This window comes from Micromonospora sp. DT233, assembly GCF_049841815.1.
Taxonomy (GTDB): Bacteria; Actinomycetota; Actinomycetes; order Mycobacteriales; family Micromonosporaceae; genus Micromonospora.
In genome coordinates this window covers 99979-125299 of record NZ_JBNCLB010000015.1, presented here as the reverse complement: position 1 = coordinate 125299, position 25321 = coordinate 99979, and the positions used below count along the sequence as shown (strand labels likewise).

At 74.0% G+C, this 25321-nt stretch carries 22 protein-coding genes; 11 read left to right on the top strand and 11 right to left on the bottom strand.

The genetic code is table 11. The features are described from left to right. Positions 1-111 precede the first annotated feature (111 nt). Positions 112-561, top strand: a complete 450-nt coding sequence (locus tag ACLQ2V_RS24450) for a metallopeptidase family protein (RefSeq protein ID WP_221086181.1) — start codon at positions 112-114, stop codon at positions 559-561. Positions 562-665: 104 nt separating this feature from the next. Here the strand turns inward: ACLQ2V_RS24450 and ACLQ2V_RS24445 are convergent, their stop codons facing one another. The 3 genes from ACLQ2V_RS24445 to ACLQ2V_RS24435 all read right to left on the bottom strand — a co-directional run bounded on the left by ACLQ2V_RS24445 (position 666) and on the right by ACLQ2V_RS24435 (position 5432). Further along, positions 666-923, bottom strand: coding sequence for a WhiB family transcriptional regulator (locus ACLQ2V_RS24445; RefSeq protein WP_007074725.1), 258 nt, complete (start codon positions 921-923; stop codon positions 666-668). 666 nt (positions 924-1589) lie between these two features. Next, positions 1590-4253, bottom strand: coding sequence for a bifunctional FO biosynthesis protein CofGH (locus ACLQ2V_RS24440; protein ID WP_425720907.1), 2664 nt, complete (start codon positions 4251-4253; stop codon positions 1590-1592). Positions 4254-4364: 111 nt separating this feature from the next. Further along, positions 4365-5432, bottom strand: coding sequence for a hypothetical protein (locus ACLQ2V_RS24435; RefSeq protein WP_425720906.1), 1068 nt, complete (start codon positions 5430-5432; stop codon positions 4365-4367). Positions 5433-5532: 100 nt separating this feature from the next. On the opposite strand from ACLQ2V_RS24435, the gene cofD reads away from it, so the two are divergent. The 3 genes from cofD (at position 5533) to ACLQ2V_RS24420 (ending at position 8270) form a co-directional block, all read left to right on the top strand. Continuing rightward, positions 5533-6483 (top strand): 2-phospho-L-lactate transferase, encoded by a 951-nt coding sequence (gene cofD / locus ACLQ2V_RS24430; protein ID WP_425720905.1) that lies wholly within the window; start codon positions 5533-5535, stop codon positions 6481-6483. After that, positions 6480-7565 carry a coenzyme F420-0:L-glutamate ligase gene (locus ACLQ2V_RS24425; protein ID WP_425720904.1) on the top strand — a complete coding sequence of 362 codons (1086 nt, stop codon included), beginning with the start codon at positions 6480-6482 and terminating at the stop codon, positions 7563-7565. The genes cofD and ACLQ2V_RS24425 overlap by 4 nt, the downstream gene beginning before the upstream one ends. A 126-nt stretch (positions 7566-7691) precedes the next feature. After that, positions 7692-8270, top strand: a complete 579-nt coding sequence (locus tag ACLQ2V_RS24420) for an NUDIX hydrolase (RefSeq protein ID WP_425720932.1) — start codon at positions 7692-7694, stop codon at positions 8268-8270. A 57-nt stretch (positions 8271-8327) separates the two neighbouring features. Here ACLQ2V_RS24420 and ACLQ2V_RS24415 read toward each other — a convergent pair whose 3' ends face one another. Continuing rightward, entirely contained in the window at positions 8328-9419 is a 1092-nt protein-coding gene (locus ACLQ2V_RS24415) for a mannose-1-phosphate guanylyltransferase (protein ID WP_425720903.1), read from the bottom strand. A 52-nt stretch (positions 9420-9471) separates the two neighbouring features. After that, the gene (locus tag ACLQ2V_RS24410) at positions 9472-10617 is read right to left on the bottom strand and encodes a glycosyltransferase family 4 protein (RefSeq protein ID WP_425720902.1); all 1146 of its coding nucleotides are present in this window, start codon (positions 10615-10617) and stop codon (positions 9472-9474) included. A 150-nt stretch (positions 10618-10767) separates the two neighbouring features. Between ACLQ2V_RS24410 and ACLQ2V_RS24405 the strand changes: the two genes are divergently transcribed. Continuing rightward, positions 10768-11460 carry a TIGR03089 family protein gene (locus ACLQ2V_RS24405; RefSeq protein WP_425720901.1) on the top strand — a complete coding sequence of 231 codons (693 nt, stop codon included), beginning with the start codon at positions 10768-10770 and terminating at the stop codon, positions 11458-11460. Positions 11461-11512: 52 nt separating this feature from the next. Here ACLQ2V_RS24405 and ACLQ2V_RS24400 read toward each other — a convergent pair whose 3' ends face one another. Both ACLQ2V_RS24400 and ACLQ2V_RS24395 read right to left on the bottom strand, forming a co-directional pair. After that, the gene (locus ACLQ2V_RS24400; RefSeq protein ID WP_425720900.1) at positions 11513-13501 is read right to left on the bottom strand and encodes an acetoacetate--CoA ligase; all 1989 of its coding nucleotides are present in this window, start codon (positions 13499-13501) and stop codon (positions 11513-11515) included. A 121-nt stretch (positions 13502-13622) separates the two neighbouring features. After that, complete coding sequence (locus ACLQ2V_RS24395; protein ID WP_425720899.1) at positions 13623-14141, bottom strand: acyl-CoA thioesterase; 519 nt, start codon at positions 14139-14141, stop codon at positions 13623-13625. A gap of 23 nt (positions 14142-14164) precedes the next feature. Here ACLQ2V_RS24395 and ACLQ2V_RS24390 point away from each other — a divergent pair, with 23 nt between their 5' ends. Further along, positions 14165-14824 (top strand): hypothetical protein, encoded by a 660-nt coding sequence (locus ACLQ2V_RS24390; protein ID WP_425720898.1) that lies wholly within the window; start codon positions 14165-14167, stop codon positions 14822-14824. Between the two features lie 88 nt (positions 14825-14912). Here ACLQ2V_RS24390 and ACLQ2V_RS24385 read toward each other — a convergent pair whose 3' ends face one another. Then, entirely contained in the window at positions 14913-16076 is a 1164-nt protein-coding gene (locus tag ACLQ2V_RS24385) for an acyl-CoA dehydrogenase family protein (protein ID WP_425720897.1), read from the bottom strand. A gap of 264 nt (positions 16077-16340) precedes the next feature. Between ACLQ2V_RS24385 and ACLQ2V_RS24380 the strand changes: the two genes are divergently transcribed. After that, a complete protein-coding gene (locus ACLQ2V_RS24380) occupies positions 16341-17768 on the top strand; it encodes a UDP-glucose dehydrogenase family protein (RefSeq protein ID WP_425720896.1) in 1428 nt (475 codons plus the stop codon). Positions 17769-17946: 178 nt separating this feature from the next. On the opposite strand, the gene ACLQ2V_RS24375 is transcribed toward ACLQ2V_RS24380, so the two are convergent. The 3 genes from ACLQ2V_RS24375 to ACLQ2V_RS24365 all read right to left on the bottom strand — a co-directional run bounded on the left by ACLQ2V_RS24375 (position 17947) and on the right by ACLQ2V_RS24365 (position 20093). Further along, positions 17947-18621: a hypothetical protein gene (locus ACLQ2V_RS24375; protein ID WP_425720895.1), complete on the bottom strand. Its 675-nt coding sequence runs from the start codon at positions 18619-18621 to the stop codon at positions 17947-17949. A gap of 123 nt (positions 18622-18744) precedes the next feature. Continuing rightward, positions 18745-19398 carry a class F sortase gene (locus tag ACLQ2V_RS24370; protein WP_425720894.1) on the bottom strand — a complete coding sequence of 218 codons (654 nt, stop codon included), beginning with the start codon at positions 19396-19398 and terminating at the stop codon, positions 18745-18747. Positions 19399-19406: 8 nt separating this feature from the next. Beyond that, on the bottom strand, positions 19407-20093 hold the full coding sequence (locus ACLQ2V_RS24365; protein ID WP_425720893.1) for a hypothetical protein: 687 nt from the start codon (positions 20091-20093) through the stop codon (positions 19407-19409). A 134-nt stretch (positions 20094-20227) separates the two neighbouring features. Here ACLQ2V_RS24365 and trmB point away from each other — a divergent pair, with 134 nt between their 5' ends. The 4 genes from trmB (at position 20228) to ACLQ2V_RS24345 (ending at position 25292) form a co-directional block, all read left to right on the top strand. Next, positions 20228-20932: a tRNA (guanosine(46)-N7)-methyltransferase TrmB gene (gene trmB / locus ACLQ2V_RS24360; protein WP_425720892.1), complete on the top strand. Its 705-nt coding sequence runs from the start codon at positions 20228-20230 to the stop codon at positions 20930-20932. 67 nt (positions 20933-20999) lie between these two features. Continuing rightward, complete coding sequence (locus ACLQ2V_RS24355; protein WP_425720891.1) at positions 21000-23513, top strand: DEAD/DEAH box helicase; 2514 nt, start codon at positions 21000-21002, stop codon at positions 23511-23513. Between the two features lie 56 nt (positions 23514-23569). After that, complete coding sequence (locus tag ACLQ2V_RS24350; RefSeq protein WP_425720890.1) at positions 23570-24532, top strand: phosphotransferase family protein; 963 nt, start codon at positions 23570-23572, stop codon at positions 24530-24532. A 112-nt stretch (positions 24533-24644) separates the two neighbouring features. Next, complete coding sequence (locus ACLQ2V_RS24345; protein WP_425720889.1) at positions 24645-25292, top strand: hypothetical protein; 648 nt, start codon at positions 24645-24647, stop codon at positions 25290-25292. Positions 25293-25321: the final 29 nt, after the last annotated feature.

Genomic DNA, 25321 nt, shown 5'->3' with positions numbered 1-25321 from the left:
ATTCGCAACATCCGACACCTGGAGGGCATCGGGCCGGTGCGCCGGCCGCCGGCACGCCGCAGGAGCGGCACAGCCGCTGGTCGGCTGGTGCGGCGGGCTACCCTGTGCGTCATGACGAGTCCGGAGAACCGCCGCCCCGGCCCCGGCCGACGGGCCCACCGTGATCGACACGGGCGGGGCCTGCGCGGGCGGCTGGTCCCGGCGACGGTGCCGTTGGCCCGGACCAAGGCGGAGATCTTCGACGACCTCGTGCTGGACACCGTGGAGACCCTCGAACGACGGTTCGCCAAGGAGTTGGCCGGGGTCGAGTTCGCGGTGGAGGACGTGCCGCCGGACCTGAACGTGTACGACTCCGACGTGCTGGAGGACGGCGAGGTTCCGCTCGCCCGACTGCTGCCCGGCCGCCCCGGTCGGCAGGAGGTGCCGCCGCGGATCGTGCTCTACCGCCGGCCGCTGGAGTTCCGGGCGATGGACCGTGAGGACCTGGCGGATCTGGTGCATGACGTGATCATCGAGCAGGTGGCGAACCTGCTGGGGGTCGACCCGGACGAGCTGGCCTAGCCGGGTCGCGCCGGCCCTCACCCGGCGGGCCGGTCGCCTTGCCGCACCCCGAAAGGGCCGGCTGCCTGAGCTGGGCGGCCCCCACCGCCCTGCCCCGGCAACGCTCAGGCGGCCCGCCGCTTGAGCTTGCGCCGCTCCCGTTCCGAGAGCCCACCCCAGATTCCGAACCGCTCGTCGTGGCCGAGAGCGTATTCCAGGCATTCGGTCTTGACCTCGCACCGCGAGCAGATTCGCTTCGCCTCGCGGGTCGAGCCGCCCTTCTCGGGGAAGAACGCCTCCGGGTCGGTCTGGGAGCAGAGTGCCTGCTCCTGCCACTCCGGCGCGTTTCCGAGCAGGTCGGCCACCTCGAGCTGGCCGTCCATCTAAAGATGCCTCCTTGTCGCGCACCGGCGTCGTCGCCGCTGCAACCCCCCACGCGAAAGGCGTGCTTGTCCGTACGGTCCCGATTTGCAGCGTTCCGCGCGAACAACCCCATTCAAATTACACGCGTGTAATGCGTGCGCCGTCAAGCTGAACTTGATAATGGAGTCGCCCTCCCGACACGTCACGGGCGACCACTGCGGCCACCCGGCCTCGCAACCTGCCCTATCGATTCAGACCCCGGACGAGTAACGCCCCGCTCGGCGAGTTGCCCGAGTTTTCTGCCGTGGCGGTGCGCCGCGCGGCACCACCGGGCACGCCGGCGGCGACCCCGACCGGGCGTCCACCACAATGGTGATCTTGGTGGCACAGGTTAACGCGCCCCGGCCGTGATCGCCCGCCGGCCCGGATCCGTCGCCACCTCTCAGCCCACATGATGGACCTGTGCGGGCACTCAGAACTGACCCTCGAATCAGCGCGATCCGGTGGGGCGCGAGGTAGAGGCGGCCGAGCCCACACCGCGATCCACAGTGGACGGCCGCCGACGCCGCCACGCATTCGCGTCCCAGGATCCGGTATGGACGGCTACGGGAAGGACGGGGGCGGGACGGCCCCGCCGGGGTGCCGCCGACCGGCCGTCCGGAGCGCCCCGCGCCGGCGCCCGGACGCTACGACCGGGCGTGACCGTAGGCGGTCGAGCGCTTGCGGGCCGGCCGCCCGGCCGCCGTGGCGATCGCCCGCAACTGCTCCTCCGTACGCGCCGAACCGTTGCCCGAGCCGGCCATCCGGGAGATCGTCTCCTCCATCAGCGTGCCGCCGAGATCGTTGCAGCCACCGTTGAGCATCGCCACCGTCCCCGCGTCGCCCAGCTTCACCCAGGAGCACTGGATGTTGGCGATCCGCCCGTGCAGCAGCAGCCGGGACATGGCATGCACCACCCGGTTCTCCCGCCAGGTCGGCCCCGGCCGGGCGATGCCCGCGAGATAGATCGGGGCGTTGGTGTGCACGAACGGCAGGGCCACGAACTCGGTGAACCCGCCGGTACGGTCCTGCACCCCGGCCAGCACCCGGAAGTGGGCCAGCCACTGCCCGGGGTGGTCGACGTGGCCGTACATCATCGTGGAGCTGGACCGGATGCCCAGCTCGTGGGCCGTGCTCACCACCTCGACCCAGGCGGCGGCCGGCAGCTTGCCCTTGGTGAGCACCCAGCGCACCTCGTCGTCGAGGATCTCGGCGGCGGTGCCCGGGATGGTGTCCAGGCCGGCCTCGCGCAGCCCGGTCAGCCACTCGCGCACCGGCACCCCGGCCTTCGCCGCCGCCGTGACGATCTCCATCGGGGAGAACGCGTGCACGTGCATCCCCGGCACCCGGGTCTTGATCGCCCGGATCAGGTCCGCGTACCCGGTCACCGGCAGCTTGGGGTCGATGCCGCCCTGCAGGCAGACCTCGGTGGCCCCGAGGGCCCACGCCTCCTCGGCCCGGTCGGCGACCTGGTCGACGGAGAGCCGGTACGCGTCGGCGTCGCGCTCCCGCTGGGCGAAGGCGCAGAACCGGCAGCCCACGTAGCAGACGTTGCTGAAGTTGATGTTGCGGTTGACGACGTAGGTGACGTCGTCGCCGACGGTGTCTCGGCGCACCTCGTCGGCGATCCGACAGAGCTGCTCCAGCGCGGGCCCGTCGGCGGCGAAGAGCGCCAGGGCCGCGTCGGCGTGCCGGGGCTCGAGCAGCGCCGCCGGGTCGTCGGCGGCCAACCGCAGCCCGGCCCGCAGGTCGTGGTCGCCGGAGCCGGCGACGCCCCCGGCCGCCACGCCGTCGCCGGCAACTCCCCCCGCTGCGGCGACGCCGGCCGGGACCGCCGCCCCGAGGTCGCCGGCCGGGACCGGTCCCCCGTCGCCGACGGTCGGGGCGGCTCCCTGACCGCCCTCGGGTCGGCGCGCCCCGGCGAGGCTGGCGTCCGCCTCGGCCGCCACCTGCGCCCAGTCGCCGTAGACGCTGTCGAAGTCGCCGCGCCGGTCGTCGGTGCGGCCGGCGGTGTCGATCGTGGCGTGCAGGTCGGTCCGGCCGCCACCGAAGACCTCCTCCGGCTCCTGCCAGGGGCGGCCCACCGGGCGCGCGGCCTCGACCGCGAGGCCGGTCTGCGGGTCGGCCAGCGCGCCGACGTGCGGCAGCAGGCGCGGGTCCAGCCACGGGTCGCCGGCCCGGACGTACTCGGGGTAGATCGTCAGCCGCTCGCGCAGGGTGAAGCCGGCCTCCGCCGTGCGCCGGGCCAGCTCGTCGAGCTGCGGCCAGGGGCGCTCCGGGTTGACGTGGTCCGGGGTCACCGGCGACACGCCGCCCCAGTCGTCGATGCCGGCGCGCAGCAGCAGGTCGTACTCGCCCGCGATGAGGTTCGGCGGGGCCTGGATGCGGGCCTTCGGCCCGAGTAGCACCCGGGCCACCGCGACGGTGGCGGCCAGGTCGTGCAACTCGGCGTCGGGCATCCCGCGCATCGCCGTGTCCGGCTTGGCGCGGAAGTTCTGCACGATCACCTCCTGGAGGTGGCCGTACCCGCGCTGGGCCCGCCGGATCGCGAAGATCGCGTCGACCCGCTCGGCCGGGGTCTCGCCGATGCCGATCAGGATGCCGGTGGTGAAGGGCACGCCGACCCGGCCGGCGTCCTCGAGCACCCGCAACCGGACCGCCGGCTCCTTGTCCGGCGAGCCGTAGTGCGGCCCGGACGGCTCCGACCACAGCCGCGTGGCCGTGGTCTCCAGCATCATCCCCATGCTCGGCGCGACCGGCTTGAGCCGTTGCAGCTCCGACCAGGAGAGCACCCCGGGGTTGAGGTGCGGCAGCAGGCCGGTCTCCTCCAGCACCGCCACCGCGCAGGCGCGCAGGTAGTCGACAGTGGAGTCGTACCCCCGCTCGTCCAGCCACTCCCGGGCCGCCGGCCAGCGCTCCTCCGGCCGGTCGCCGAGGGTGAACAGCGCTTCCTTGCAGCCCTGGGCGGCACCGGCGCGGGCGATGGCCAGCACCTCGTCGCGGTCGAGGAACGCGGCCGGCAGCCGATGCGGCACGGTGGCGAAGGTGCAGTAGTGGCACCGGTCCCGGCAGAGCCGGGTCAGCGGGATGAAGACCTTCTTCGAGAAGGTGACCACGCCGGGGCGGCCGGCCTCGCGCAGGCCGGCGTCGCGGATCTCGCCGGCGAGGCGGAGCAGCTCGCCCAGGGCCGCCCCCCGGGCGGCCAGCAGCGCGACGGCCTCGTCGGTGTCCAGCGCCCGCCCGGAGGCGGCCCGGCGCAGCGCCCGCTCGGTGCTCGCCGGGGTGGGCCGGGACTCGGTGCGATCAACCATAAGCCCAGCCTATGCGCTGGATGTTGCGGCAACGATCCGCCCGGGGCCGGGCGAGCGCCCGCTCCGGGGGCGCAGCGGCGAGAACAGCCGCACCCCCGGAGCCCGGCTTGCTCAGTCCTCGCGCTGGATGCGCTGGGTGCGGTCGTCGTCGGGGCCCTGCTGCCCGCCGGGGGCACCCGGGCCGGGCTGGCTCGGGATGGCCTGCGTCGGCTCCGCCGGCTGCGGGGCCGACGGGCGCGGGATCGCCTGGGTCGGCTCGGCCGGCGACGACTGCCCGGCCGGCGGGGCCGAGGCTGGCGGGGCCGAGGCCGGCGGCGTGAACGGCGGGGCCGAGGCCGGCGGGGTGAACGGCGGGGCCGAGTACGGCGTGGCGGCCGGCGGCGCCGACTGCGGCGGGGTGAACGGCGGAGCCGAGTACGGCGACGCCGACGACGGCGGAGCCGACGACGGGGCCGGGGTGAACTGCGGGGTCGGCTGGCCGTACTGGCCGCCGGGCTGGCCGGGGGCCGGGTAGCCGCCGGGCTGACCGGGTGCCGAGGGGTAACCGCCCGGCTGCTGGCCGGCGGTCGGCCAGCCCTGCTGCCCCGCAGCGCCCCAGGCACCCTGCTGGCCGGGGTGCTGCTGCGGCCAGCCGGGCTGCGGCTGACCGTAGACACCGGGGGCCGGCTTCGGCTTCGGGGTGAAGAACATGGCCCGCCAGATCCGGAACACCACGTAGGCGGCGGTCCCGAACAGCGCCAACCAGGCGGCCCGGCCCAGCAGGCCGAGGAGCGCGTCGAGCAACTCCGCGTCGGCCAGCCGGTCGACCGTCCAGATCAGCAGGGTGAGCACGCCGAGCACGGCGCCGAAGGCGTACTCGCCCAGGGCCACCAGGGTCAGCAGCTTCGCCCGGGGCACCACGGGGGCGATGTGCGTGGCCAGCAGCACGGCCAGCACCGGCAGCACCGTCGCCTCCAGGCCGACGAAGGAGGAGAAGGCCCCGCCGGCCCGGGTGTAGAAGGTCGTGTACTCGGCTGGGGCGATCAGCCGGAGCAGGCCGACGAAGAGCAGCAGGGCGTTCGCGCCCAGCAGCACGAACGCGATCAGCTCGCGCAGCGGTGCGGTGAGCTGTCGGGCCTGGTCGGCGGTGCGGGGCGCGGGCGCGGCGTCACCGGGCGCGGGCTCGGCGGGGCTGGTCACGAACTCCCCCTAGGAAGGCGTTATCGGGCAGGTGCGACGTGAGCCTAGTCTCTCCGGCCAACTTCGGCCCCACGGCGGGGCGTGCGCAAGGATGGACGCCATGCGAATCGTCGTTCTGGCCGGCGGCATCGGGGGCGCCCGATTCCTGCTCGGCGTCCGGGCGTACGCCCGCGAGGTGGGCGCCGAGGTCACCGCCGTGGTCAACGTCGGCGACGACCTCTACCTGCACGGGCTCAAGGTCTGCCCCGACCTGGACAGCGTCATGTACACCCTCGGCGGCGGCGCCGACCCCGAGCGGGGCTGGGGCCGCGCGGGCGAGACGTGGGCGGTCAAGTCCGAGTTGGCCGCGTACGGGGCGGAGCCGGCCTGGTTCGGGCTCGGCGACCGGGACCTCGCCACCCACCTGGTGCGCACCAGCATGCTCACCGGCGGGTATCCGCTCTCGGCGGTCACCGAGGCGCTGGCCACCCGCTGGCAGCCCGGCGTACGCCTGCTGCCGGCGACCGACGACCGCCTGGAGACGCACGTCGTGGTGGACGACCCCGGCGGCGGCCGGCGGGCGATCCACTTCCAGGAGTGGTGGATCCGGCACCGCGCGGACATCCCCACCCACCGGTTCGTCTTCGTCGGCGCGGAGACCGCGAAGCCCGCGCCCGGCGTGCTCGACGCGCTCGCCGGCGCCGACGTGGTGCTGATCGCCCCGAGCAACCCGGTGGTGAGCGTCACCCCGGTGCTGGCCGTGCCGGGGCTGCGCGAGGCCGTGGTGGACGGCCCGGCCCCGGTGGTCGGGGTCTCCCCGATCATCGGCGGCGCGGCGGTACGCGGGATGGCCGACCGGTGCCTGGCCGTGCTCGGGGTCGAGTGCAGCGCGGCCGGGGTGGGCGGGCTCTACGGCAGCCGCTCCTCCGGCGGGTTGCTGGACGGCTGGCTGGTGGCCCCGCAGGACGCCGGGACGGTGGTGCCGGGCGTCTCGGTCCGGGCGGTGCCGCTGCTGATGACGGACGAGACGGCGACGGCGGCGATGGTCCGGGCGGCGGTGGAGTCGGCATGAGGCTGGAGATCCTGCCGGTGCTGGGCATCGGCGACGTGACCGAGGGCGACGACCTGGCGGCGCTGATCGCGACCGCCGCGCCGTGGCTGCGCGACGGCGACGTGCTGGTGGTGACCAGCAAGATCGTGTCGAAGGCGGAGGGGCGGCTGGTGGACGTGCCGGCCGACGGGCCGCAGCGACTGGCGGCCCGCGACGAGGTGCTGGCCGCCGAGACCGCCCGGGTGGTGGCCGCCCGGGGGGCGACCCGGATCGTGCAGACCCACCACGGCTTCGTGATGGCCTCCGCCGGGATCGACGCCTCCAACGTCGACAAGACCCGGCTGGTGCTGCTCCCGCAGGACCCGGACGCCTCGGCGCGGGCCCTGCGGGCGGCCCTGCGCGAGCGCTACCAGCTCGACGTGGCGGTGATCGTCAGCGACACCATGGGCCGGCCCTGGCGCAACGGCCTGACCGACGTGGCGCTGGGGGTGGCCGGGATGCCGGCGATCCGCGACCATCGGGGCGAGATCGACCCGTACGGCAACGAGCTCCAGCTCACCCAGATGGCGGTGGTGGACGAGCTGGCCGGCGCGGGCGAGCTGATCAAGGGCAAGTGCGACCAGGTCCCGGTCGCGGTCGTGCGCGGATACCTCACGGCCGCCCGCGACGACGACGCCGGCGCGAAGGCCCTGCTGCGCGACGCGGAGCTGGACCTCTTCTCGCTCGGCACGGCCGAGGCGCGGGCGGCCGGGCTGGCCGCCGCCGCCGTGCTCGGTGACGGCACGGGCGAGACGCCGGCCGACCCGGCGGCGGTGCGGCGGGCCCTCGCCGCGGTGGCCGGGGTGGTCGCCCCCGGCACGGTCTTCACCCACGTCACCGACGACGAGGTACGCGCCACGCTGGTCGCCACCGTGCCCGGCTGGCCGGAGCGGGCGACCGCCCTGGTGCTCGGCGGGCCACCGGCCCCCGTCGACCCCGCCGACCTGGTCCGCTTCGGTGCCGACCTGCAACGCCTGCGCACCGCGCTGGCCGCCGAGGGGGTCCCGTCGGTGCTGCTGCCGGCCCCGACGGGCAGCGCGGCCAGCGCGGCACTCGCGCTCTGAGCGTCCCCTCGCCGCCGACCGGTCCCGGGGTGCCCGCCCGGCCGACGGCTGCGTCGACGTGCTGGGCGGACCACCCGCCGCAGCCGCCCTAGAGTGTGCTGCGTGCCAGACGCGAACAACGGTCCCCTGTCGACGCCCCCGCCCCCACCGCCGTACGCGGCCCTGCACGCCGACGCGACCGCCCTGCTCGGCGGGTGGACGCCGACCGGCGCGGCGGCCGGCCAGGCCCGGGACCGCACCCTCGACCTGCTGGCCGCCGGGCCGGTGGCCCTGGCCCGGGAGCACCGGGTCGGGCACGTCACCGCCAGCGCGCTGGTCTGCGACCCCACCGGGGAGCGGGTCCTGCTCTGCCTGCACGGCAAGTTCCACCGGTGGGTGCAACTCGGCGGGCACTGCGAGCCCGGTGACCGGACCCTGGCCGGGGCGGCGCTGCGCGAGGCCGGCGAGGAGTCCGGCATCGCCGGCCTGGTCGTCGACCCGGTCCCGATCGACGTGGACATCCACCCGGTGTCCTGCCAGGGCGGCTCGCTGCACTACGACGTGCGATTCCTGGTCCTCGCCCCGGCGGGCGCCACGGAGCGGGTCAGCGACGAGTCCGAGGCGCTGGGCTGGTTCCCGCCGGACCGACTGCCCGAGCCGCTGGCCAGCGGCACCGCCAAGCTCGTCGCCCCGGCCCTGGCGGCGCTACGCCGCCGCACCGGCTGAGCGGAACGGCCCCGGGCTGCGTTAGCCGCCGCCCGGAGCCGCAAGGAGGCCGTGCGCTCAGACGTAGTGCTCCGCGCCCCGTTCCTTCAGCTCGTCCACCAGGGACTTGACGTCCTGGGCGCGGGCGCGAGGACAGACCAGCACCGCGTCCGGGGTGTCGACCACGATCAGGTCGTGCACCCCGAGGGTGGCCACCAGCCGGCCGGACTGCGGGACGACGACCAGCCCGGTGCTGTCGCGCAGCAGCACCCCCGACTCGGCGTCCACGCCGAGCACCACGTTGCCCGCCGGGTCGGCCGGGAGCACGTCGCCGAGGGTGTGGAAGTCGCCGACGTCGTTCCAGCCGAAGTCGCCCGGCACCGTCGCCACCCGGCCGGCGGTCGCCGCCCCCTCCATCACCGCGTAGTCGACGGAGATCTTCGGCAGCGTCGGCCAGAGCGTGCCCAGGACCTCGTCCTGTTCGGCGGTGCCCCAGGCGGCGGCGATGGCGGTGATCCCGGCGTGCAGGGTCGGCTGCTGCCGGGCCAGCTCGGCCAGGAAGACGTCCACCCGCCAGACGAACATGCTGGCGTTCCAGAGGTGGTGCCCCGAGCGCAGGTACGCCTCGGCCACCTCGGCGGCCGGCTTCTCCTTGAACTCCCGCACCAGGCGCAGCGACCCGTCACCGACCGGGTCGCCGGTGTGCAGGTAGCCGTACCCGGTCTCGGCCCGCGTCGGGGTGATGCCCACCGTCATGAGCATCCCCTGCTCCGCGCCGCGCACCGCCTCGCGCACCGTGGCCACCCACGCGTCGGCGTCGCGGATCAGGTGGTCCGCGGCGAAGGAACCCATCACCGCGCCCGGCTCCCGCAGCGCGATCACCGCCGCGGCCAGCGCGATGGCCGCGCAGGAGTCCCGGGGCGAGGGCTCGACGAGGATGTTCTCCTCGGGCAGGCCGGTCAGTTGCCGGGCCACCGCCGCGACGTGCGCGGCGCCGGTGACCACCAGGGTGCGCTCGGGGGCGGTCAGCGGCGCCAGCCGGTCCACCGTCGCCTGGAGCAGCGAGGCGGGGGTGCCGGTGAGCGGGTGGAGGAACTTGGGATGGCCCGCACGGGACAACGGCCAGAGTCTGGTGCCGCTGCCGCCCGCCGGGATGACGGCGTAGAGCATCAACACATCATGCCCGAACCGCCCCGCCGGGGACGCACCGTCGGCCCAAGCCTCAGGCGCGCGCCCGCGTCCACGCCGCGATGTGGACCTCGGCGCTGGACTCCCAGGTGAACTCCTTGGCCCGGTCGAAACCGGCCTTGGCCAGCGACAGCCGACGCTGCTCGTCGTCCAGCAGGGCGGCCAGGTCGGTGGCGATCTGGGCCGGGTCCTCACTGGTGTAGGCGACCGCGTCGCCGCCGACCTCCGGCAGCGACAACCGGGGGGTGGTCAGCACCGGGGCGGCGCAGGCCATCGCCTCCAGGATCGGCAGACCGAAGCCCTCGCCGTACGACGGGTAGGCCGCGACCAGCGCCCCGCCGAGGAAGCCCGGCAGGTCGGCGTAGCGCAGGTAGCCCGGACGCAGCAGCCGCAGGTGCGAGGGGACCTCGGCGACCGCCCGGTCGATGTCGTCGTCGTGCCCCTGACCACCGGCGATCACCAGCGCCGGAGGGTCCGCCCGGTCGGCCACCGCGCGGACCCAACCACGGATCAGGTTGGGCACGTTCTTGCGCGGCTCCTTCGCGCCGAGGAACGCGACGTAGCTGCTGTCGCCGAGCCCCAGCCGGGCCCGGACCCGGGCCTTCTCCTCCTCGCCGGGGGCGTGGAAGGCGGACTGGTCGACCCCGTGGTAGGCCACGTCGATCCGGGTCGGGTCGGCGTCCAGCAGCCGGATCAGCTCGTCGCGGGTGGCCTTGCTCGGCACGATCACCCGGGCGGCCCGACGCAGCGAGGTCTTGATCGCGCTGCGGAAGAACGTGCGGCGGGACTTGTCGTAGTGCTCCGGCTCGGTGAAGAAGGTCGCGTCGTGCACGGTCACGGTGACCGGGCAGGTGGCCCGCAGCGGACACGTGTAGAACGGCGAATGCAGCACCTGCGCGCCGACCTGCTGGGCCAGCAGCGGCAGCCCGGTCTGCTCCCAGGCGAGCCGGGCCGGCCGGTGCGCCACGGCGGCCGGCGCGGCGATGATCTCCGCCCCGGAGAGCATCCGGCTGTAGCGCTCCAGGTCGGTGCGGAGGCTGACCACGGCCAGGTCGATTCCCTGGCCGGACACCTTGCCGAGGGCGCCGAGCAGGCCATCGACGTATCGACCGACGCCGCCACGGTCAACGGGGACACTCGTGGCGTCGATGAGTACGCGGGGCGGACGACCGGCGGTCACGGGGCGACTCCTTGAGGTGGCACTTCTGTGGGAAACAACACTTGGGCCAGCCTACGCCGGAGCCGGGGCCGGGCGCTGACTGCGACCCGACCGTACGCCGAGTTGTCGCCGGCCACGAACACGGATGCCGGGGGCGTATCGTTCGCGCCGATGGCCGACAACATTGCCCGAGTGCTCGCCGACGTGACCGCCGCCGACCCCGCCCGACCCCTGCTGACCTGGTACGACGACGCCAGCGGCGAACGCACCGAGCTCTCCGGGGCGACGCTGACCAACTGGGTGGCCAAGACGGCGAACATGCTCGTCGACGAGATCGGGGCCGGGCCGGGCGAGTCTGCCGGGGTGCTGCTGCCGCCGCACTGGCAGACCGCCGCCGTGCTGCTCGGCTGCTGGTCGGCCGGGCTGACGGTGACCGAGGGCCCCGCCCCGGTGGAGGTGCTCTTCGCCGCCGCCGACCGGATCGCCGAGGCGCAGGCGTGGCCCTCCGGCGAGCGGTACGCGCTGGCGCTCGCCCCGTTCGCCCTGCCGCTGCGCGAGGTGCCCGCCGGCTTCGCCGACTACGTGCTCGCCGTGCGGGCCCACGGCGACCACTTCACCCCGTACCCCCGGGGTGGGCCGCAGGACGCGCAGCTGCTGGGCCGCGCGGCCGCCCGCGCGACGCAGCTCGGCATCGCCCACGGCGACCGGGTCCTGCTCGACGCCGCCACCCACCCCGACCCGGTCGACTGGCTCCTCGCCCCGCTGACGGCCGGGGCCACGATCGTCCTCTGCGGCAACCTGGACCCGGCCCGGGTGGCCGCGCGGGTGGCCACCGAGAAGGTCACCCGCGACCTGGCCTCCTGACGCCCGCGCCGCGCCACCGGGCCGGCGCGACCACCCGGGCCGGCGGGCGCGGTCAGGCCGGGGTCGGGGTGTCCGTCGTGGCGCGGCGCTGGGCCAGCGCCGCGAAGGCCGTCAGGGACTCCGGGTTGGCCAACGCCCCCCGGGCCGCCGCGTCGTCGACCGGGGTGCCGGTGAGGATCTTCTTGACCGGGACCTCCAGCTTCTTCGCCGACAGGGTGCGCGGGACCGCCCGGACCTGGTGGATCTCGTCGGGGACGTGCCTCGGCGACAGCGCGGTGCGCAGCTCGCGGCAGATTCGCCGGCGCAGCTCGTCGTCCAGCTCCAGGCCCTCGGCGAGGACCACGAAGAGCAGCAGCTCCCCCGCGCCGCCCTCGTCGTCCTCCAGGTGCACCACCACCGAGTCGACAACCTCGTCCAGCCCCTCGACCACCGAGTAGAACTCGGCGGTGCCGAGCCGGACGCCGCCCCGGTTGAGGGTGGCGTCGGAGCGGCCGGTGATCACGCAGCCGCCCCGGTCGTTGATGGTGATCCAGTCGCCGTGCCGCCACACCCCGGGATAGACGTCGAAGTACGCCTCCCGGTAGCGCGCGCCGTCCGGGTCGTTCCAGAAGCCGACCGGCATGCTCGGCATCGGCGCGGTGATCACCAGCTCGCCCAGCTCGCCGAGGACCGGGGTGCCGTCGGCGGAGCGGGCCTCCACCTTCGCGCCCAGCGCCCGGCAGGTGATCTCCCCGGCGTGCACCGGCAGCAGCGGCACCCCGCCGACGAAGCCGGTGCAGACGTCCGTGCCGCCGGAGAGGGACTGCAACTGGAGGGTGTCGCCGACGGCGGCGTACACCCAGGTGAAGCCCTCGGCGGGCAGCGGCGCCCCGGTGGAGCCGACCCCGCGCAGCGCGGAGAGGTCGGCGAGCTGGCTCGGCACCAGGCCGGCCTTGCGGCAGGCCAGCAGGAACGGCGCGGAGGTGCCGAAGTAGGTGGTCCGCGTCTGCGCCGCCAGCCGCCACAGCCCGCCCAGGTCGGGGTGGGCGGGGTTGCCGTCGAAGAGCACGATCGCCGCGCCCACCGCCGGCCCGGAGGCCAGGAAGTTCCACATCATCCAGCCGGTGGTGGTGAACCAGAAGAAGCGGTCGGCCGGGCCCAGGTCGTGGTGCAGGGCCAGCATCTTCAGGTGCTCCAGCAGGATGCCCCCGTGGCCGTGCACGATCGGCTTCGGCAGGCCGGTGGTGCCGGAGGAGTAGAGCACGTAGAGCGGGTGGTCGAACGGCACCGGCGCGAAGGTCTGCGGCTCGTCGGTGGGGGCGGCCAGCTCGGCCCAGGCGAGCGCGCCGGCGGGCGGGTCCCCCGCCGGGTCGAGGTACGCGATCGAGACGGTGTGCGCCAGCGACGGCAGGGCGGCCCGGATCGCGGCCACCTCGGCGCGCCGGTCGACGGCCTTGTCGCCGTACCGGTAGCCGTCGACGGCGACGAGGACCTTCGGCTCGATCTGCCGCCACCGGTCGGTGACGCTGCGGGTGCCGAACTCCGGCGCGCAGGACGAGAAGACCGCGCCGAGGCTGGCCGTGGCCAGCAGCAGCACGTACGTCTCGGGGATGTTCGGTGCGTACGCGGCCACCCGGTCGCCGGGGCCGACGCCGAGCCGGCGCAGCCCGGCCGCCACCCGGCGGACCCCGTCGCGCAGCTCGGCCGCCGTCAGGGTCTGCGGCGCGCGGGTCTGCCCGTGCGCGAGCACCACCGGGTCGTCGTCGCCCATCCCCGGCATCCGCAGCACGTTCTCGGCGTAGTTCAGGGTGGCGCCGGGGAACCAACGGGTGCCCGGCATCGCCGGGTCGGTCAGCGTGGCCGTCGGCGCGGTGTGCGCGACGACGTCGAAATGGTCCCAGATCGAGCGCCAGAACGCGTCGAGGTCGGTGACCGACCAGCGCCACAGCGCGTCGTAGTCGGCGAACTCCAGCCCCCGGTGCTCGGCCAGCCAGCGCAGGTAGCCACCGATGCGGGACCGCTCGCGCACGTCCGCCGGCGGCGTCCACAGCACGTCACCCACAGCTCCACCCTCCTCCGGGCCCCGCGCACCACACCGTGCGCCGGCCCCCGGGCTCATCTTGCCCTACCCGCCGGTACCGACGCCCGCCCCGGCCTGCGTGCCGACGGTCGCTCCGGCCCGGTCAGCCCTCGCGGTGGGCCTGGATGGCGCGCCGCCTCGACAGCCGGTGCGCGCGGCGGATCTCGGCCTCCCGGTAGCGGCGCTCGTCGTCCGGGGTCTCCGGCAGCACCGGCCGGACCGCGCGGGGCGCGCCGCCGACGTCCACCCCCACGAAGACCAGGTACGCCGTGGCCACCCGGACCGGCTCGTCCTCGGCCGAGTCCCACCGCTCGGCGACCACCCGCACGCCCACCTCCATCGAGGTCTGCCCGGTCCAGTTGACCTGGGCGTGCGCATGCACCAGATCGCCCACCCGGACCGCCTCGGAGAAGACGATCTCGTCGATCGCGGCGGTCACCGCCGTCCCGCCGCTGTGCCGGGCCGCCGCCGCGCCCGCCACGTCGTCGACGAACTTCATCAACACCCCTCCGTGCACGGTCCCGTACAGATTGACATCGACGGCGGTCATGATTTTGCTGAGCGTCACCCGCGAGTACGAGGTGGGCTTGCCCGGCGGCGCGGCGGAGAGATGATCTGTCATGCCGAAGACGGTACGGTGCGCCAATGCGACATCTCTGGAGCTTCCTCGCCGGGCTGGTCGTGGCCCCCGTCACGTGGGTGTTGATCACCCTCGGGCAGGACGGGTCGACCCGCACCATCGGCCGCTGGGTGGAGATCGGCACGTCGAACACGGCCAACCTGATCGAGCCGGCCGTCTACCTCGCCGTCGCCGGGATCCTGCTCGGCCTGCTCGGCACCCTGCGCTTCTCGCCGCTCGGCCCACTGGTCGCCGGGCTGCTGCTGATCACCCCGTACGTCGGGATGTTCGTCGACCCGTTCGAGGTGCGCGACCGGATCCCCGCGAACCGGGAGATCTTCGGTGACCCGCTGCCGCTGCACCTGCCGGTGCAGAACGGCACCCTCTTCCTGATCGGGGTGCTGCTGCTGATGGCGACGTTCAGCGGGCAGCGCTGGCGGCGCTGGCCCCGGCCGGTGGCCGGCCCCGTCCCCGCGCAGCGGCCGCAGGACGACACCGGCGCCGACCGCACCGACTGGCCGCAGGGCGGCAACGGAGCGGACCGGGACAGCACCCCGCCCAGCCTGGGTTACCCGGACGACACCCCGACCGAGCCGCTGCCCCGCCGCACCGCCGGGGAATCGCCGTGGTCCGCGCCGCCGCGCCCGGCGAACCGCGCGGACGAGACCACGACCGACCTGCGCTGAGCCGACGACATGCGCCGCCGCCGCGTCCGTGGGGAACGCGGCGGTGGCAGAAAGCGGCGTACGCGACGGTGCCGCCGCGTCGGCGCGGTCAGTCGCGCAGCAGCTGGCGGGCCATCACGATCCGCTGGACCTGGTTGGTGCCCTCGTAGATCTGGGTGATCTTGGCGTCCCGCATCATCCGCTCGACGGGGTAGTCCCGGGTGTAGCCGTAGCCGCCGAGGAGCTGCACCGCGTCGGTGGTGATCTCCATTGCGGCGTCCGAGGCGAAGCACTTGGCCGCCGCCCCGAAGTAGGTCAGGTCGGCGTCGCCCCGCTCGGAGCGGCCGGCCGCGGCGTACGTCAACTGCCGGGCCGCCTCCAGCTTCATGCCCATGTCGGCGATCATGAACTGGACGCCCTGGAACTCGGCGACCGGCTTGCCGAACTGCTTGCGCTCGCGGACGTACCCCTTGGCGTAGTCGAGCGCGCCCTGGGCGATGCCGACGGCCTGCGCGGCGATGGTGATCCGGGTGTGGTCCAGGGTCTTCATCGCGGTGCCGAAGCCGGTGCCCTCCGCGCCGATCATGCGGTCGGCCGGGATGCGGACGTCGTCGAAGTAGACCTCGCGGGTCGGCGAGCCCTTGATGCCGAGCTTCTTCTCCGGTGCGCCGAAGCTGACCCCGGCGTCGGACTTCTCGACCACGAACGCCGAGATCCCCTTGGAGCGGGCAGTGGGATTCGTCACGGCGAAGACCGTGTAGTACTCCGCCACCCCGGCGTTGGTGATCCACCGCTTCACGCCGTTGAGCACCCAGTGGTCGCCGTCGCGGACCGCCCTGGTCGTCATCGACGCGGCGTCGCTGCCCGCCTCCGGCTCGGAGAGGCAGTACGAGAAGAGGGCGTCACCGGCGGCGACCGGGGTCAGGTATCTGCGCTTCAGCTCCTCGGAGCCGGCCAGCAGCAGCGGCAGGGTGCCCAGCTTGTTCACCGCCGGGATCAGCGAGGACGACGCGCAGGCGCGGGCCACCTCCTCGATCACGATGGCCGTGGCCAGGGCGTCCGCCCCCGCGCCGCCGTAGGCGACCGGGATGTGCGGGGCGTGGAAGTCGGCGGCCCGCAGGGCGTCGTAGGACGCCTTCGGGAACTCGCTGTTCTCGTCCGCCTCGGCGGCGTGCGGCGCGACCTTGGCGGCACAGACCGCCCGCACCGCCGCCCGGACCGCCTCGTGCTCCTCGGGCAACCGGTATGCGTCGAACGACTGCTCTGCGGCCATGTCGGCCCCTCCCCTTCACCGCTATCATGCCCAGTCTGTAGCGTCTCGGAACCGCCGACCGCGCAAGCGCAAGGATAGCGACCAACGCCCGGTTGATCCTTACCGCCGCGTAGGCTCGGGCCTGACGGTGGCCTCGGCGGGCACGGGTGAGCCCAGAGAGCACGGGTTGGCCCAGAGCGACACAATCCCCCTTCGGTGCCCGGCCAGGCGCCGCAGCCGAATGCGACGCGACGAAGCGCCGCCAGCGCGAGCGGAGAGACAGGCGTGACGATCCCGTACCCGAACACCCAACCGATGCCGGCCATCGCGGCGGTCACCCCGCCGTCGGGCGCGGCCCGCCCCCGAGTGACCTTCCTCGGCACCGGGTACCTCGGCGCGACGTACGCCATCTGCTACGCCGAGCTGGGCTACGAGGTGCTCGGCTTCGACGTCGACGCGGAGAAGATCGCCAAGCTCAACGCCGGCGAGGTGCCGATCCACGAGCCCGGCCTCGACGAGCTGCTGCGCCGCAACCTGGCCGCCGGCCGGCTGCGCTTCAGCACCGACATCGCCGAGACCGCCGACTTCGGCGACGTGCACTTCATCTGCGTGGGGACCCCGCAGCGCGCCGACGGGCTGGGCGCCGACCTGTCCTACGTCGAGGCCTCCGTGACCAGCCTCGCCCAGCACCTCACCCGCAAGTCGCTGATCGTCGGCAAGTCCACCGTGCCGGTCGGCACCGCCGAGTGGGTGGAGCAGCTCGTCGGCAAGCACACCCCGGCCGACCTCGGCGTCGAGGTGGCGTGGAGCCCGGAGTTCCTCCAGGAGGGCTTCGCCGTCGACGACGTGCTGCGTCCCAACCGGATCGTGGTGGGCGTCAAGAGCGAGTGGGCCAACGGCATGCTCTACGCCGCCCACAAGGGCGTGTTCGACCTGGCCGCCACGGAGGACCGGGAGGTCCCGCTGGTGGCCACCGACTTCGCCACCGCCGAGCTGGTCAAGGTCGCCGCGAACGCCTTCCTGGCCACCAAGATCTCCTTCATCAACGCGATGGCCGAGGTCTGCGAGGCCTCCGGCGGCGACGTCACCCAGCTCGCCCGCGCCATCGGCTACGACCCCCGCATCGGCAACCGCTTCCTCCAGGCCGGGCTCGGCTTCGGCGGGGCCTGCCTGCCCAAGGACATCCGCGCGTTCCAGGCCCGCGCGCAGGAGCTGGGCGCCGGGGAGGCGCTGCGCTTCCTGCACGAGGTCGACCTGATCAACCTGCGCCGCCGGACCCGGGTGATCCAGCTCGCCGCCGAGCTGCTCGGCCGCCGCACCGGCCCCGCCGGCCCGGACCTCTCCGGCACCCGGATCGCCGTGCTCGGCGCGACCTTCAAACCCAACACCGACGACGTACGCGACGCGCCCGCGCTCGCCGTCGCCGGGCTGCTCGGCAAGGCCGGCGCGGACGTGCACGTGTACGACCCGCAGGGCACCGAGAACGCCCGCCGGGTGGCCCCCGAGCTGACGTACGAGTCGACCATGGCCGACGCGGTGACCGGGGCGGACCTGGTCTGCGTGCTCACCGAGTGGGCCGACTTCCGCAACGCCGACCCGGTGGCCCTCGGCGAACTGGTCGCCGGTCGTCGGGTGGTCGACGGTCGCAACTGCCTCGACTCGACCCTGTGGACGCAGGCCGGCTGGGAGTACCGGGGCATGGGCCGCCCCTGACCCCGCCCGCGACGCACCGGCGCCGGGCCGCCCCCGACCCCGGGCGTGGGCCGCCCGCGCCCCTTTTTTGGGGGGGCCGGTCGGGCGGCGCCCCCCGGCCCCGGGGTGGGGGACGCAGCCCTGGCTGCGTCCGCAACCCGAACGGGCCCGCCCACCCGGCGGCGGGCCCGTTCGCCGTTCAGCAGGCCTGACGCTGTCCGCTGTAGTGCTTGCCGACCCTGCCGACCACGGTCAGGTCGTTGAGGGCGGTGTTCGCTCCACGGGCGATATAGCAGGAGTAGCGGTGCTGGTTGATCACTTCGAGGTGGATGTGCGCGCCGGTGTCGCCGCTGACCTGGTAGCACGAGGACCAGCGGAACCTGCCGGTCTCGCCGAGCTTGGTCCACGGGCCCACCCCGGCGCCCACGACGATGCCGCCGGGCTTGTTGTTGACGTGCATGACGTCGGCGCGGCCGAGGATCTGACCGGTCGTGGTGTCCCGGGCTTCGAGGCCGATGCGGTAACCGCCGTCGGCGAGGTTGCCGGTGGCGCAGCCGGGGCGGACGGTGACCACGGTGACGGCGACGGGGTGACCGGAGGCGGTCTTGGTGCCGAAGGGCGAGACGACGGTCGCGCCGGGGTTGCGGTAGATGTCGACCGCCCAGTCGTTCAGGTAGCCCCAGCTGCCGAAGACAATGTGGTGCGAGCCCGCCGGCGAGTAGCCGAAGCGGTCCCAGGTCGACGCGCCCTGGATCGGGGGGTAGACGGCGACGTTGTCGGCGTCGGGGTGGGCGCCGGCCGCGGCGGCCGGCACCAGGGCGGCACCGACCGCGAGCATGACGGCGGCGGCCGTACGAGCGATCCTGAGGTACACCAATTCCTCCAGATGCCTCTTGTGGGGGAGAATTTCGCATTGACGGCCGAGCATATGGAGACCCGCATTGCCGAGGAAGTCCACAGCCACTGATCAATGGTTCTTTAGGGGGTGGGCGGCCGGTCAGGGGTGGCGGGTGTCGACCAGGGCGGCGAAGGCGATGACGTTGTCGGCGTAGCCGGTGCGCCCGCCGACCCACGCCCCGCCGCAGGTGATCAGCCGCAGCTCCGGCGGCCCGTCGTCGCCGTACACCCGGTCGGCCGGCAGGTCGTCCTTGCCGAAGTGCTCGACGGAGTCCACCGCGAAGACCGCCACGCCGCCGTCGGCGCGGGTCACCTCGATCCGGTCACCGGTGCGCAGCCCGCCGAGGCGGTGGAAGACCGCCGGGCCGCTGCGGGTGTCCACGTGCCCGACGACGACGGCCCGGCCCGGCTCGCCCGGTGCGGGGCCTCGGTCGTACCAGCCGGTCTGGTCGGCCCGGTCCAGCGGTGGCACGTCGATCGACCCGTCGGCGGCCTGCCCGACGGGGTGGACCGGCGCGGCGACCCCGATCGCCGTCACCCGCAGCCTGACCGGGCGGCTGTCCACCGATTGGGCGGCGTCGTCGGTCACGCCGGCGGGCCGGGACCCCGGGCCGGCGTCCCGGTCGAACGGCCCGGCCACCCGGCCGAGCCCCGCGCCGGTGACGAAGACGCCGAGCAGCACCAGGGCCACGGCCGCCGGCACCGACAGCGACCGCCGCCCGTCGGCGGCCTGCGGAGCGCGGGGGGACGCCACGGCGGACCTCAGCGGCGGTACGCGCCACGGCGGGCGCGGGGCCGGCGGGCCGTGACGATCCCGATGGTCGCCCCCGCCACCGTCAGCGCCAGCCCGCCGGGGAGCAGCAGCCCGGAGGTGGGGTCGTCGGCGGTGCCGCCGAAGCCGGTGTTCGGCCCCCGGCTCGGGTGCGGGGCGGGGCGGTGCGTGGGGCGCTCCGGCTGGGAGTGGGTGGGCGCGGGCGAGGGGTGCCTCTTCACCACCTGGAGCATCGTGCGGGCGGTCTCCTCGTCGCGGCACTCCAGCTTCACCGGGTAGTTGCCCGGCCGGGTGCGCTCGCGGACCATCGGCGTGCCGGTGAGCATGCCCCGATCGGGGCGCACCGCCACCCGGCCGAAGGCGTCGGAGACCACGATCGCCGGCACCGAGTTGTCGCGGCAGCTCGCCCGCAGGCCGACCAGGTAGCCGGGCTGCACGGTGGCGGGGGTGACCTCGACGAAGACGAGCCAGCCGGGCTGCTCCCCACCGCCAGGTGGGCCGGGTGGTTGCTCGCCGCCGCCGGGCGGGCCGGGGGGTTGCTCCCCGCCGCCGGGCGGGCCGGGGGCGGGGGCCGCCGCCGGCGCACCGGCGGCCGACGCGCCGGCCCACGGCAGCGGGCCGACGGCCGCCGCGATCGCGACCGCCAGCGCGGCGCCGAGGCGCGTCGCTGCTCCCATGAACCCTCCCGGCGTCGTCGGTGCGCCGGCCGGACAGCGTGTCCGCCCGATCCGTCCTGCGGGATGAATTATCTCATCTCCGGACGTACCTCACATTCAGCTTCGACGAGTTCGTCGCGTACGCTCGGTTGGCTATGACCACCACCGACCCGCGCCCCGTCGTGCCGCACGCCGCGCACATCCGCACCTTCCACCCCCGGCGGGGTCGGATGAGCGCCCGCCAGGTCGACGACCTGGCCCGGCTCTGGCCGGCGTACGGCCTGACGATCGCCGACGGCCTCGCCGCGCCGATGGACCCGGCGTCGCTGTTCGGCCGGCGGGCCCCGCTGGTGCTGGAGATCGGCTCGGGGATGGGCGACGCCACGGCCTCGATGGCCGCCGCGGACCCGGATCGAGACTATCTGGCGGTGGAGGTGCACACTCCGGGAATCGCCAGCCTGTTGGGCCTGGTGGAGAGCGGTGGGCTGGGCAACGTCCGGGTGGCCGAGGGCGACGCGCTGGAGCTGGTCCGGGCCCTGCCGGAGGCGTCGCTGGACGCGGTGCACGTCTTCTTTCCCGACCCGTGGCCGAAGTCGCGGCACCACAAGCGGCGGATCATCGCCCCGGCGCACGTGGCGCTGCTGCGCTCCCGGCTGGTCCCCGGCGGCACCCTGCACTGCGCCACCGACTGGGCCGAGTACGCCGAGTCGATGCGCGCCACCCTCACCGCCGACCCGGGGCTGCGCGACGTGCACGGCGGGTACGCCCCGCGCCCGGCGCACCGGCCGGTCACCAAGTTCGAGCGCCGCGCGCAGAGAGCCGGCCGTCCGGTCTTCGACCTGATCCACCGCCGCGCGTGAGCGCGACGGTGTCGGGCGACGGGCCGGTTGGCGCGGGAGGGCCTGCGGCAGGCACGATGGACGGGCTATGACGCTCACCGCCGCGCTGCCGACAACCGCCGACCCCGACGCCCTCTTCGACGCGTTCGCCAGTTGGGCGAAGGAGCGCGGCCTCGACCTCTACTCCCACCAGGAGGAGGCGGTCATCGAGATCGTCTCCGGCGCGAACGTGATCATGAACACGCCGACCGGCTCGGGCAAGAGCCTGGTCGCGATCGCCGCGCACTTCGCCGCCCTGGCCGACAGCCGGACCACCTTCTACACCGCGCCGATCAAGGCCCTGGTGTCGGAGAAGTTCTTCGCCCTCTGCGAGGTATTCGGCGCCGACAACGTCGGCATGCTCACCGGCGACGCCAGCGTCAACGCCGACGCCCCGATCATCTGCTGCACCGCCGAGATCCTGGCCAACCTCGCGCTGCGCGAGGGCGCCCGGGCCGACGTCGGCCAGGTGATCATGGACGAGTTCCACTTCTACGCCGAGCCGGACCGGGGCTGGGCCTGGCAGGTGCCGATCATCGAGCTGCCGCAGGCGCAGTTCGTCCTGATGTCGGCCACCCTCGGCGACACCACCCGCTTCGTCGACGACCTCACCCGGCGCACCGGCCGGCCCACCGCCGTCGTCCGCTCGGTCGAGCGGCCGGTCCCGCTCATCTTCACGTACGCGATGACGCCGCTGCACGAGACCCTCGAGGAGCTGCTGGCCACCAAGCAGGCCCCGGTCTACGTCGTGCACTTCACCCAGGCCGCCGCGCTGGAGCGCGCCCAGGCGCTGACCAGCGTCAACGTCGCCACCCGGGCCGAGAAGGACATGATCGCCGAGGCGATCGGCCGATTCCGCTTCACCTCCGGCTTCGGCAAGACCCTGTCCCGGCTGGTCCGGCACGGCATCGGCGTGCACCACGCCGGCATGCTGCCGAAGTACCGCCGGCTCGTGGAGACCCTGGCCCAGGCCGGGCTGCTCAAGGTCATCTGCGGCACCGACACCCTCGGCGTCGGCATCAACGTGCCCATCCGCACCGTGCTCTTCACCGGCCTGAGCAAGTACGACGGCGTGCGTACCCGGCTGCTCAAGAACCGCGAGTTCCACCAGATCGCCGGGCGGGCCGGCCGGGCCGGCTTCGACACCATCGGCCGGGTCGTGGTGCAGGCCCCCGAGCACGTCATCGACAACGAGAAGGCCCTCGCCAAGGCCGGCGACGACCCGAAGAAGCGGCGCAAGGTGGTGCGCAAGAAGCCGCCGGAGGGCTCGATCGGCTGGGGCCGCCCCACCTTCGACCGGCTCGTCGACGCCGAGCCGGAGCCGCTGACCTCCAGCTTCGGGGTCAGCCACTCGATGCTGCTCAACGTCATCGGCCGCCCCGGTGACGCGTTCACCGCGATGCGGCACCTGCTCACCGACAACCACGAGGAGCCCGCCGCCCGCCGCCGGCACATCCGCCGGGCCATCGCCATCTACCGGGCGCTGCGCGCCGGCGGAGTGGTCGAGGAGCTGCCCGAGCCGGACGAAACCGGCCGCCGGATCCGGCTCACCGTCGACCTGCAGCTCGACTTCGCGCTCAACCAGCCGCTCTCGCCGCTCGCCCTGGCCGCCATCGAGCTGCTGGACCGCGAGAGCCCGTCGTACGCCCTCGACGTGCTCAGCGTGATCGAGTCGATCCTCGACGACCCCCGCCAGGTGCTCTCCGCGCAGCAGTTCAAGGCCCGCGGCGAGGCGGTCGCCGCGATGAAGGCCGAGGGCATCGAGTACGAGGCCCGCATGGAACTGCTCGACGAGGTGACCCACCCGAAGCCCCTCGCGGAGCTGCTGGAGGCCGCGTACGAGATGTACCGGCAGGGGCACCCGTGGGTGGCCGACCACGAGCTCTCCCCCAAGTCCGTCGTGCGCGACATGTACGAGCGGGCGATGACCTTCACCGAGTTCGTGCAGTTCTACTCGCTGACCCGCTCCGAGGGCCTGGTGCTGCGGTACCTTGCCGACGCGTACAAGACGCTGCGGCAGACCGTGCCCGAGGACGCCAAGACCGAGGAGCTGGTCGACCTCATCGAGTGGCTGGGCGAGCTGGTCCGCCAGGTCGACTCCAGCCTGATCGACGAGTGGGAGCGGCTGCGCAACCCCTCCGACGTGGCCGAGGCCGCCGAGGCGTACGCGAATCTCGACGACCGGCCGCCGGCGGTCACCCGCAACGCCCGCGCGTTCCGGGTGCTGGTGCGCAACGCGCTGTTCCGCCGGGTGGAGCTGGCCGCGCTGCGCCGCTGGTACGACCTGGGCGAGCTGGACGGCGCGGACGGCTGGGACGCCGACGCGTGGGCCGAGGCGCTGGAGCCGTACTTCGAGTCGTACGACGCGATCGGGGTGGGGCCGGACGCCCGCGGCCCGGCGCTGCTGATGATCGAGCAGGGCCGCGAGCGGTGGACGGTCCGGCAGATCCTCGACGACCCGGACTCCGACCACGACTGGGGCATCAGCGCCGAGATCGACCTGGCCGCCTCCGACGAGGTCGGCGCCGCCGTCGTCCGGATCACCGACGTCGGCCAGCTCTAGCCCGGCGGTCTGCGCGCGGGTCGCCCGGTGCTGACACGCCGTGATGAGATGGCACGGTGTCCAAGCACGATGAGGTGGGCGCTGTCCGGCCGTTGACACTGGCTTGGGTCACCCGGCACCTGGAGGTTGGCGAGCGGATCGTCAGGATCGAGGCGCTACGCGGCGGCATCACCGCCGAAATGCGGAGGCTGACCATCGGCGCGCGGGACGGAAGCACCCGCGACCTGGTGCTGCGCAGCTTCGTCGACCCGTTCTACGTGCCGCACGCCGAGGACTGGCTGAACCGGGAGGCCGCCGCCCTCTCCCTGCTCACGGGGACCGACGTGCCTGCTCCGGGGCTGGTCGCGGTCGATCCGACCGCCGCGCACTGCGCGCATCCATCGCTGCTGATGACGCATGTGCCCGGCCGGACGGTCCTCGACGACGAGGGAGTGGAGACACGCCTCCCGCTGCTGGCTCGTCAACTCGTGGCGATCCACGCGTTGCGACCCGCCGAGCGACCCAAGGAGTACGTGACGCTGACCACCGCGGACACCGTCGTGATTCCGAGGGGCGCCGACCAGGCCGCCTGGGACGCGGCGATAGCCGTGATCCGTCGGCCCGCGCCGCCCTATGAGGGACGCTTTCTGCACCGGGACTTCCAACCCGGCAACGTGCTGTTCGACGTGTCGCCCGCAAGGCCGACAGGCACCCGGATCGTCGGCGTCGTCGACTGGGCGGCGACCTCCTGGGGCCCGGCGGATCTCGATGTGGCGCACTGCTGCACCAATCTCGCACTGCTGCACGGCCCGGCGTGGGGTCTACGGTTCGCGCAGGCGTACGAGCAGGCCGGCGGGCGGCTGGCCGCGTCCGCGAGCGAGCGGCTGTACTGGCAGGTGCGGGACGGGCTGGCGTGCTCCGAGGAAGTGCGATTGGTATCGCAGCCGTGGCGGGAGGCGGGGCGGGCAGAGCTCACGACGCGCGTCGTGGAGGAGCGGCTCGACGCCTATGTCAGCACCCTGATGGATGCGCTGGGCTGAGCCAGGACGCTCCGGGACCCGACGGCGACGACCCTCGCTTTTCGCTGGGCAATGTCAGACCCGTCGATTAGAATGTATGTACTAAACCAAGTCCTGACCTGGGAGGACTTCCGTGACCGCGCCCACCTCCAGCACCCTCCCGCCCTACGCCACCCTCCTCGGCTTCACCCGGTACGTCGACCGCACCGGGCCCACCAAGGCCAACTTCGTCGGGGGCCTGCGCAAGCAGCGGGCCAGCCGGCACGGCTTCAACCCGCACGGTCAGTTCGTCAAGGCGCTCAAGGCCGACATCGCCTTCCACACCGGCGGCACCCACCTGGCGCAGATCGCCGACGCGGTGAAGCCCCGCTGGCGCCCGCTCTACGAGGCGCTCGTCCCGGGCGCGACCGCCTGGCTGCACACCCTCGGCGAGCCGACCGGCGTCGACCTCGCCCAGACCCGCGACGCCCTGGCCATGCTCGGCGACCTCCCCGTCAAGATCAACCCCCACTTCGGCATCCGGTACGCCGAGGACGGTCGCGCCGAGGCCGTCCGCCTGCACTTCGACGAGGCCCCACCCAGCGAGGAGGCCGCCCTGGCCACCCTGCACCTGATGGCCCGGCACATGGACGCCGTCCTGCCGCACGCCGAGCCGGTCCTGGTCGACGTGCGCCGGGGCGAGACCCACCGCATGCCCAGCGCGGTCAAGCCCGACCAGGTGGAGCGCTGGCTCGCCGGCGAGGCCGCCGCCTTCCGCGCAACCTGGTCCACCGCCGCCTAACCTCCCACCCGTACACGCCCACTCCCTCC

Bases quoted from the DNA above. Each gene is read 5' to 3' on its own strand.
- ACLQ2V_RS24450 (WP_221086181.1), top strand. From the start codon at position 112: ATGACGAGTCCGGAGAACCGCCGCCCCGGCCCCGGCCGACGGGCCCAC.
- ACLQ2V_RS24445 (WP_007074725.1), bottom strand. From the start codon at position 923: ATGGACGGCCAGCTCGAGGTGGCCGACCTGCTCGGAAACGCGCCGGAG.
- ACLQ2V_RS24440 (WP_425720907.1), bottom strand. From the start codon at position 4,253: ATGGTTGATCGCACCGAGTCCCGGCCCACCCCGGCGAGCACCGAGCGG.
- cofD (WP_425720905.1), top strand. From the start codon at position 5,533: ATGCGAATCGTCGTTCTGGCCGGCGGCATCGGGGGCGCCCGATTCCTG.
- ACLQ2V_RS24425 (WP_425720904.1), top strand. From the start codon at position 6,480: ATGAGGCTGGAGATCCTGCCGGTGCTGGGCATCGGCGACGTGACCGAG.
- ACLQ2V_RS24415 (WP_425720903.1), bottom strand. From the start codon at position 9,419: ATGCTCTACGCCGTCATCCCGGCGGGCGGCAGCGGCACCAGACTCTGG.
- ACLQ2V_RS24405 (WP_425720901.1), top strand. From the start codon at position 10,768: ATGGCCGACAACATTGCCCGAGTGCTCGCCGACGTGACCGCCGCCGAC.
- ACLQ2V_RS24395 (WP_425720899.1), bottom strand. From the start codon at position 14,141: ATGACAGATCATCTCTCCGCCGCGCCGCCGGGCAAGCCCACCTCGTAC.
- ACLQ2V_RS24390 (WP_425720898.1), top strand. From the start codon at position 14,165: ATGCGACATCTCTGGAGCTTCCTCGCCGGGCTGGTCGTGGCCCCCGTC.
- ACLQ2V_RS24385 (WP_425720897.1), bottom strand. From the start codon at position 16,076: ATGGCCGCAGAGCAGTCGTTCGACGCATACCGGTTGCCCGAGGAGCAC.
- ACLQ2V_RS24365 (WP_425720893.1), bottom strand. From the start codon at position 20,093: ATGGGAGCAGCGACGCGCCTCGGCGCCGCGCTGGCGGTCGCGATCGCG.
- trmB (WP_425720892.1), top strand. From the start codon at position 20,228: ATGACCACCACCGACCCGCGCCCCGTCGTGCCGCACGCCGCGCACATC.
- ACLQ2V_RS24355 (WP_425720891.1), top strand. From the start codon at position 21,000: ATGACGCTCACCGCCGCGCTGCCGACAACCGCCGACCCCGACGCCCTC.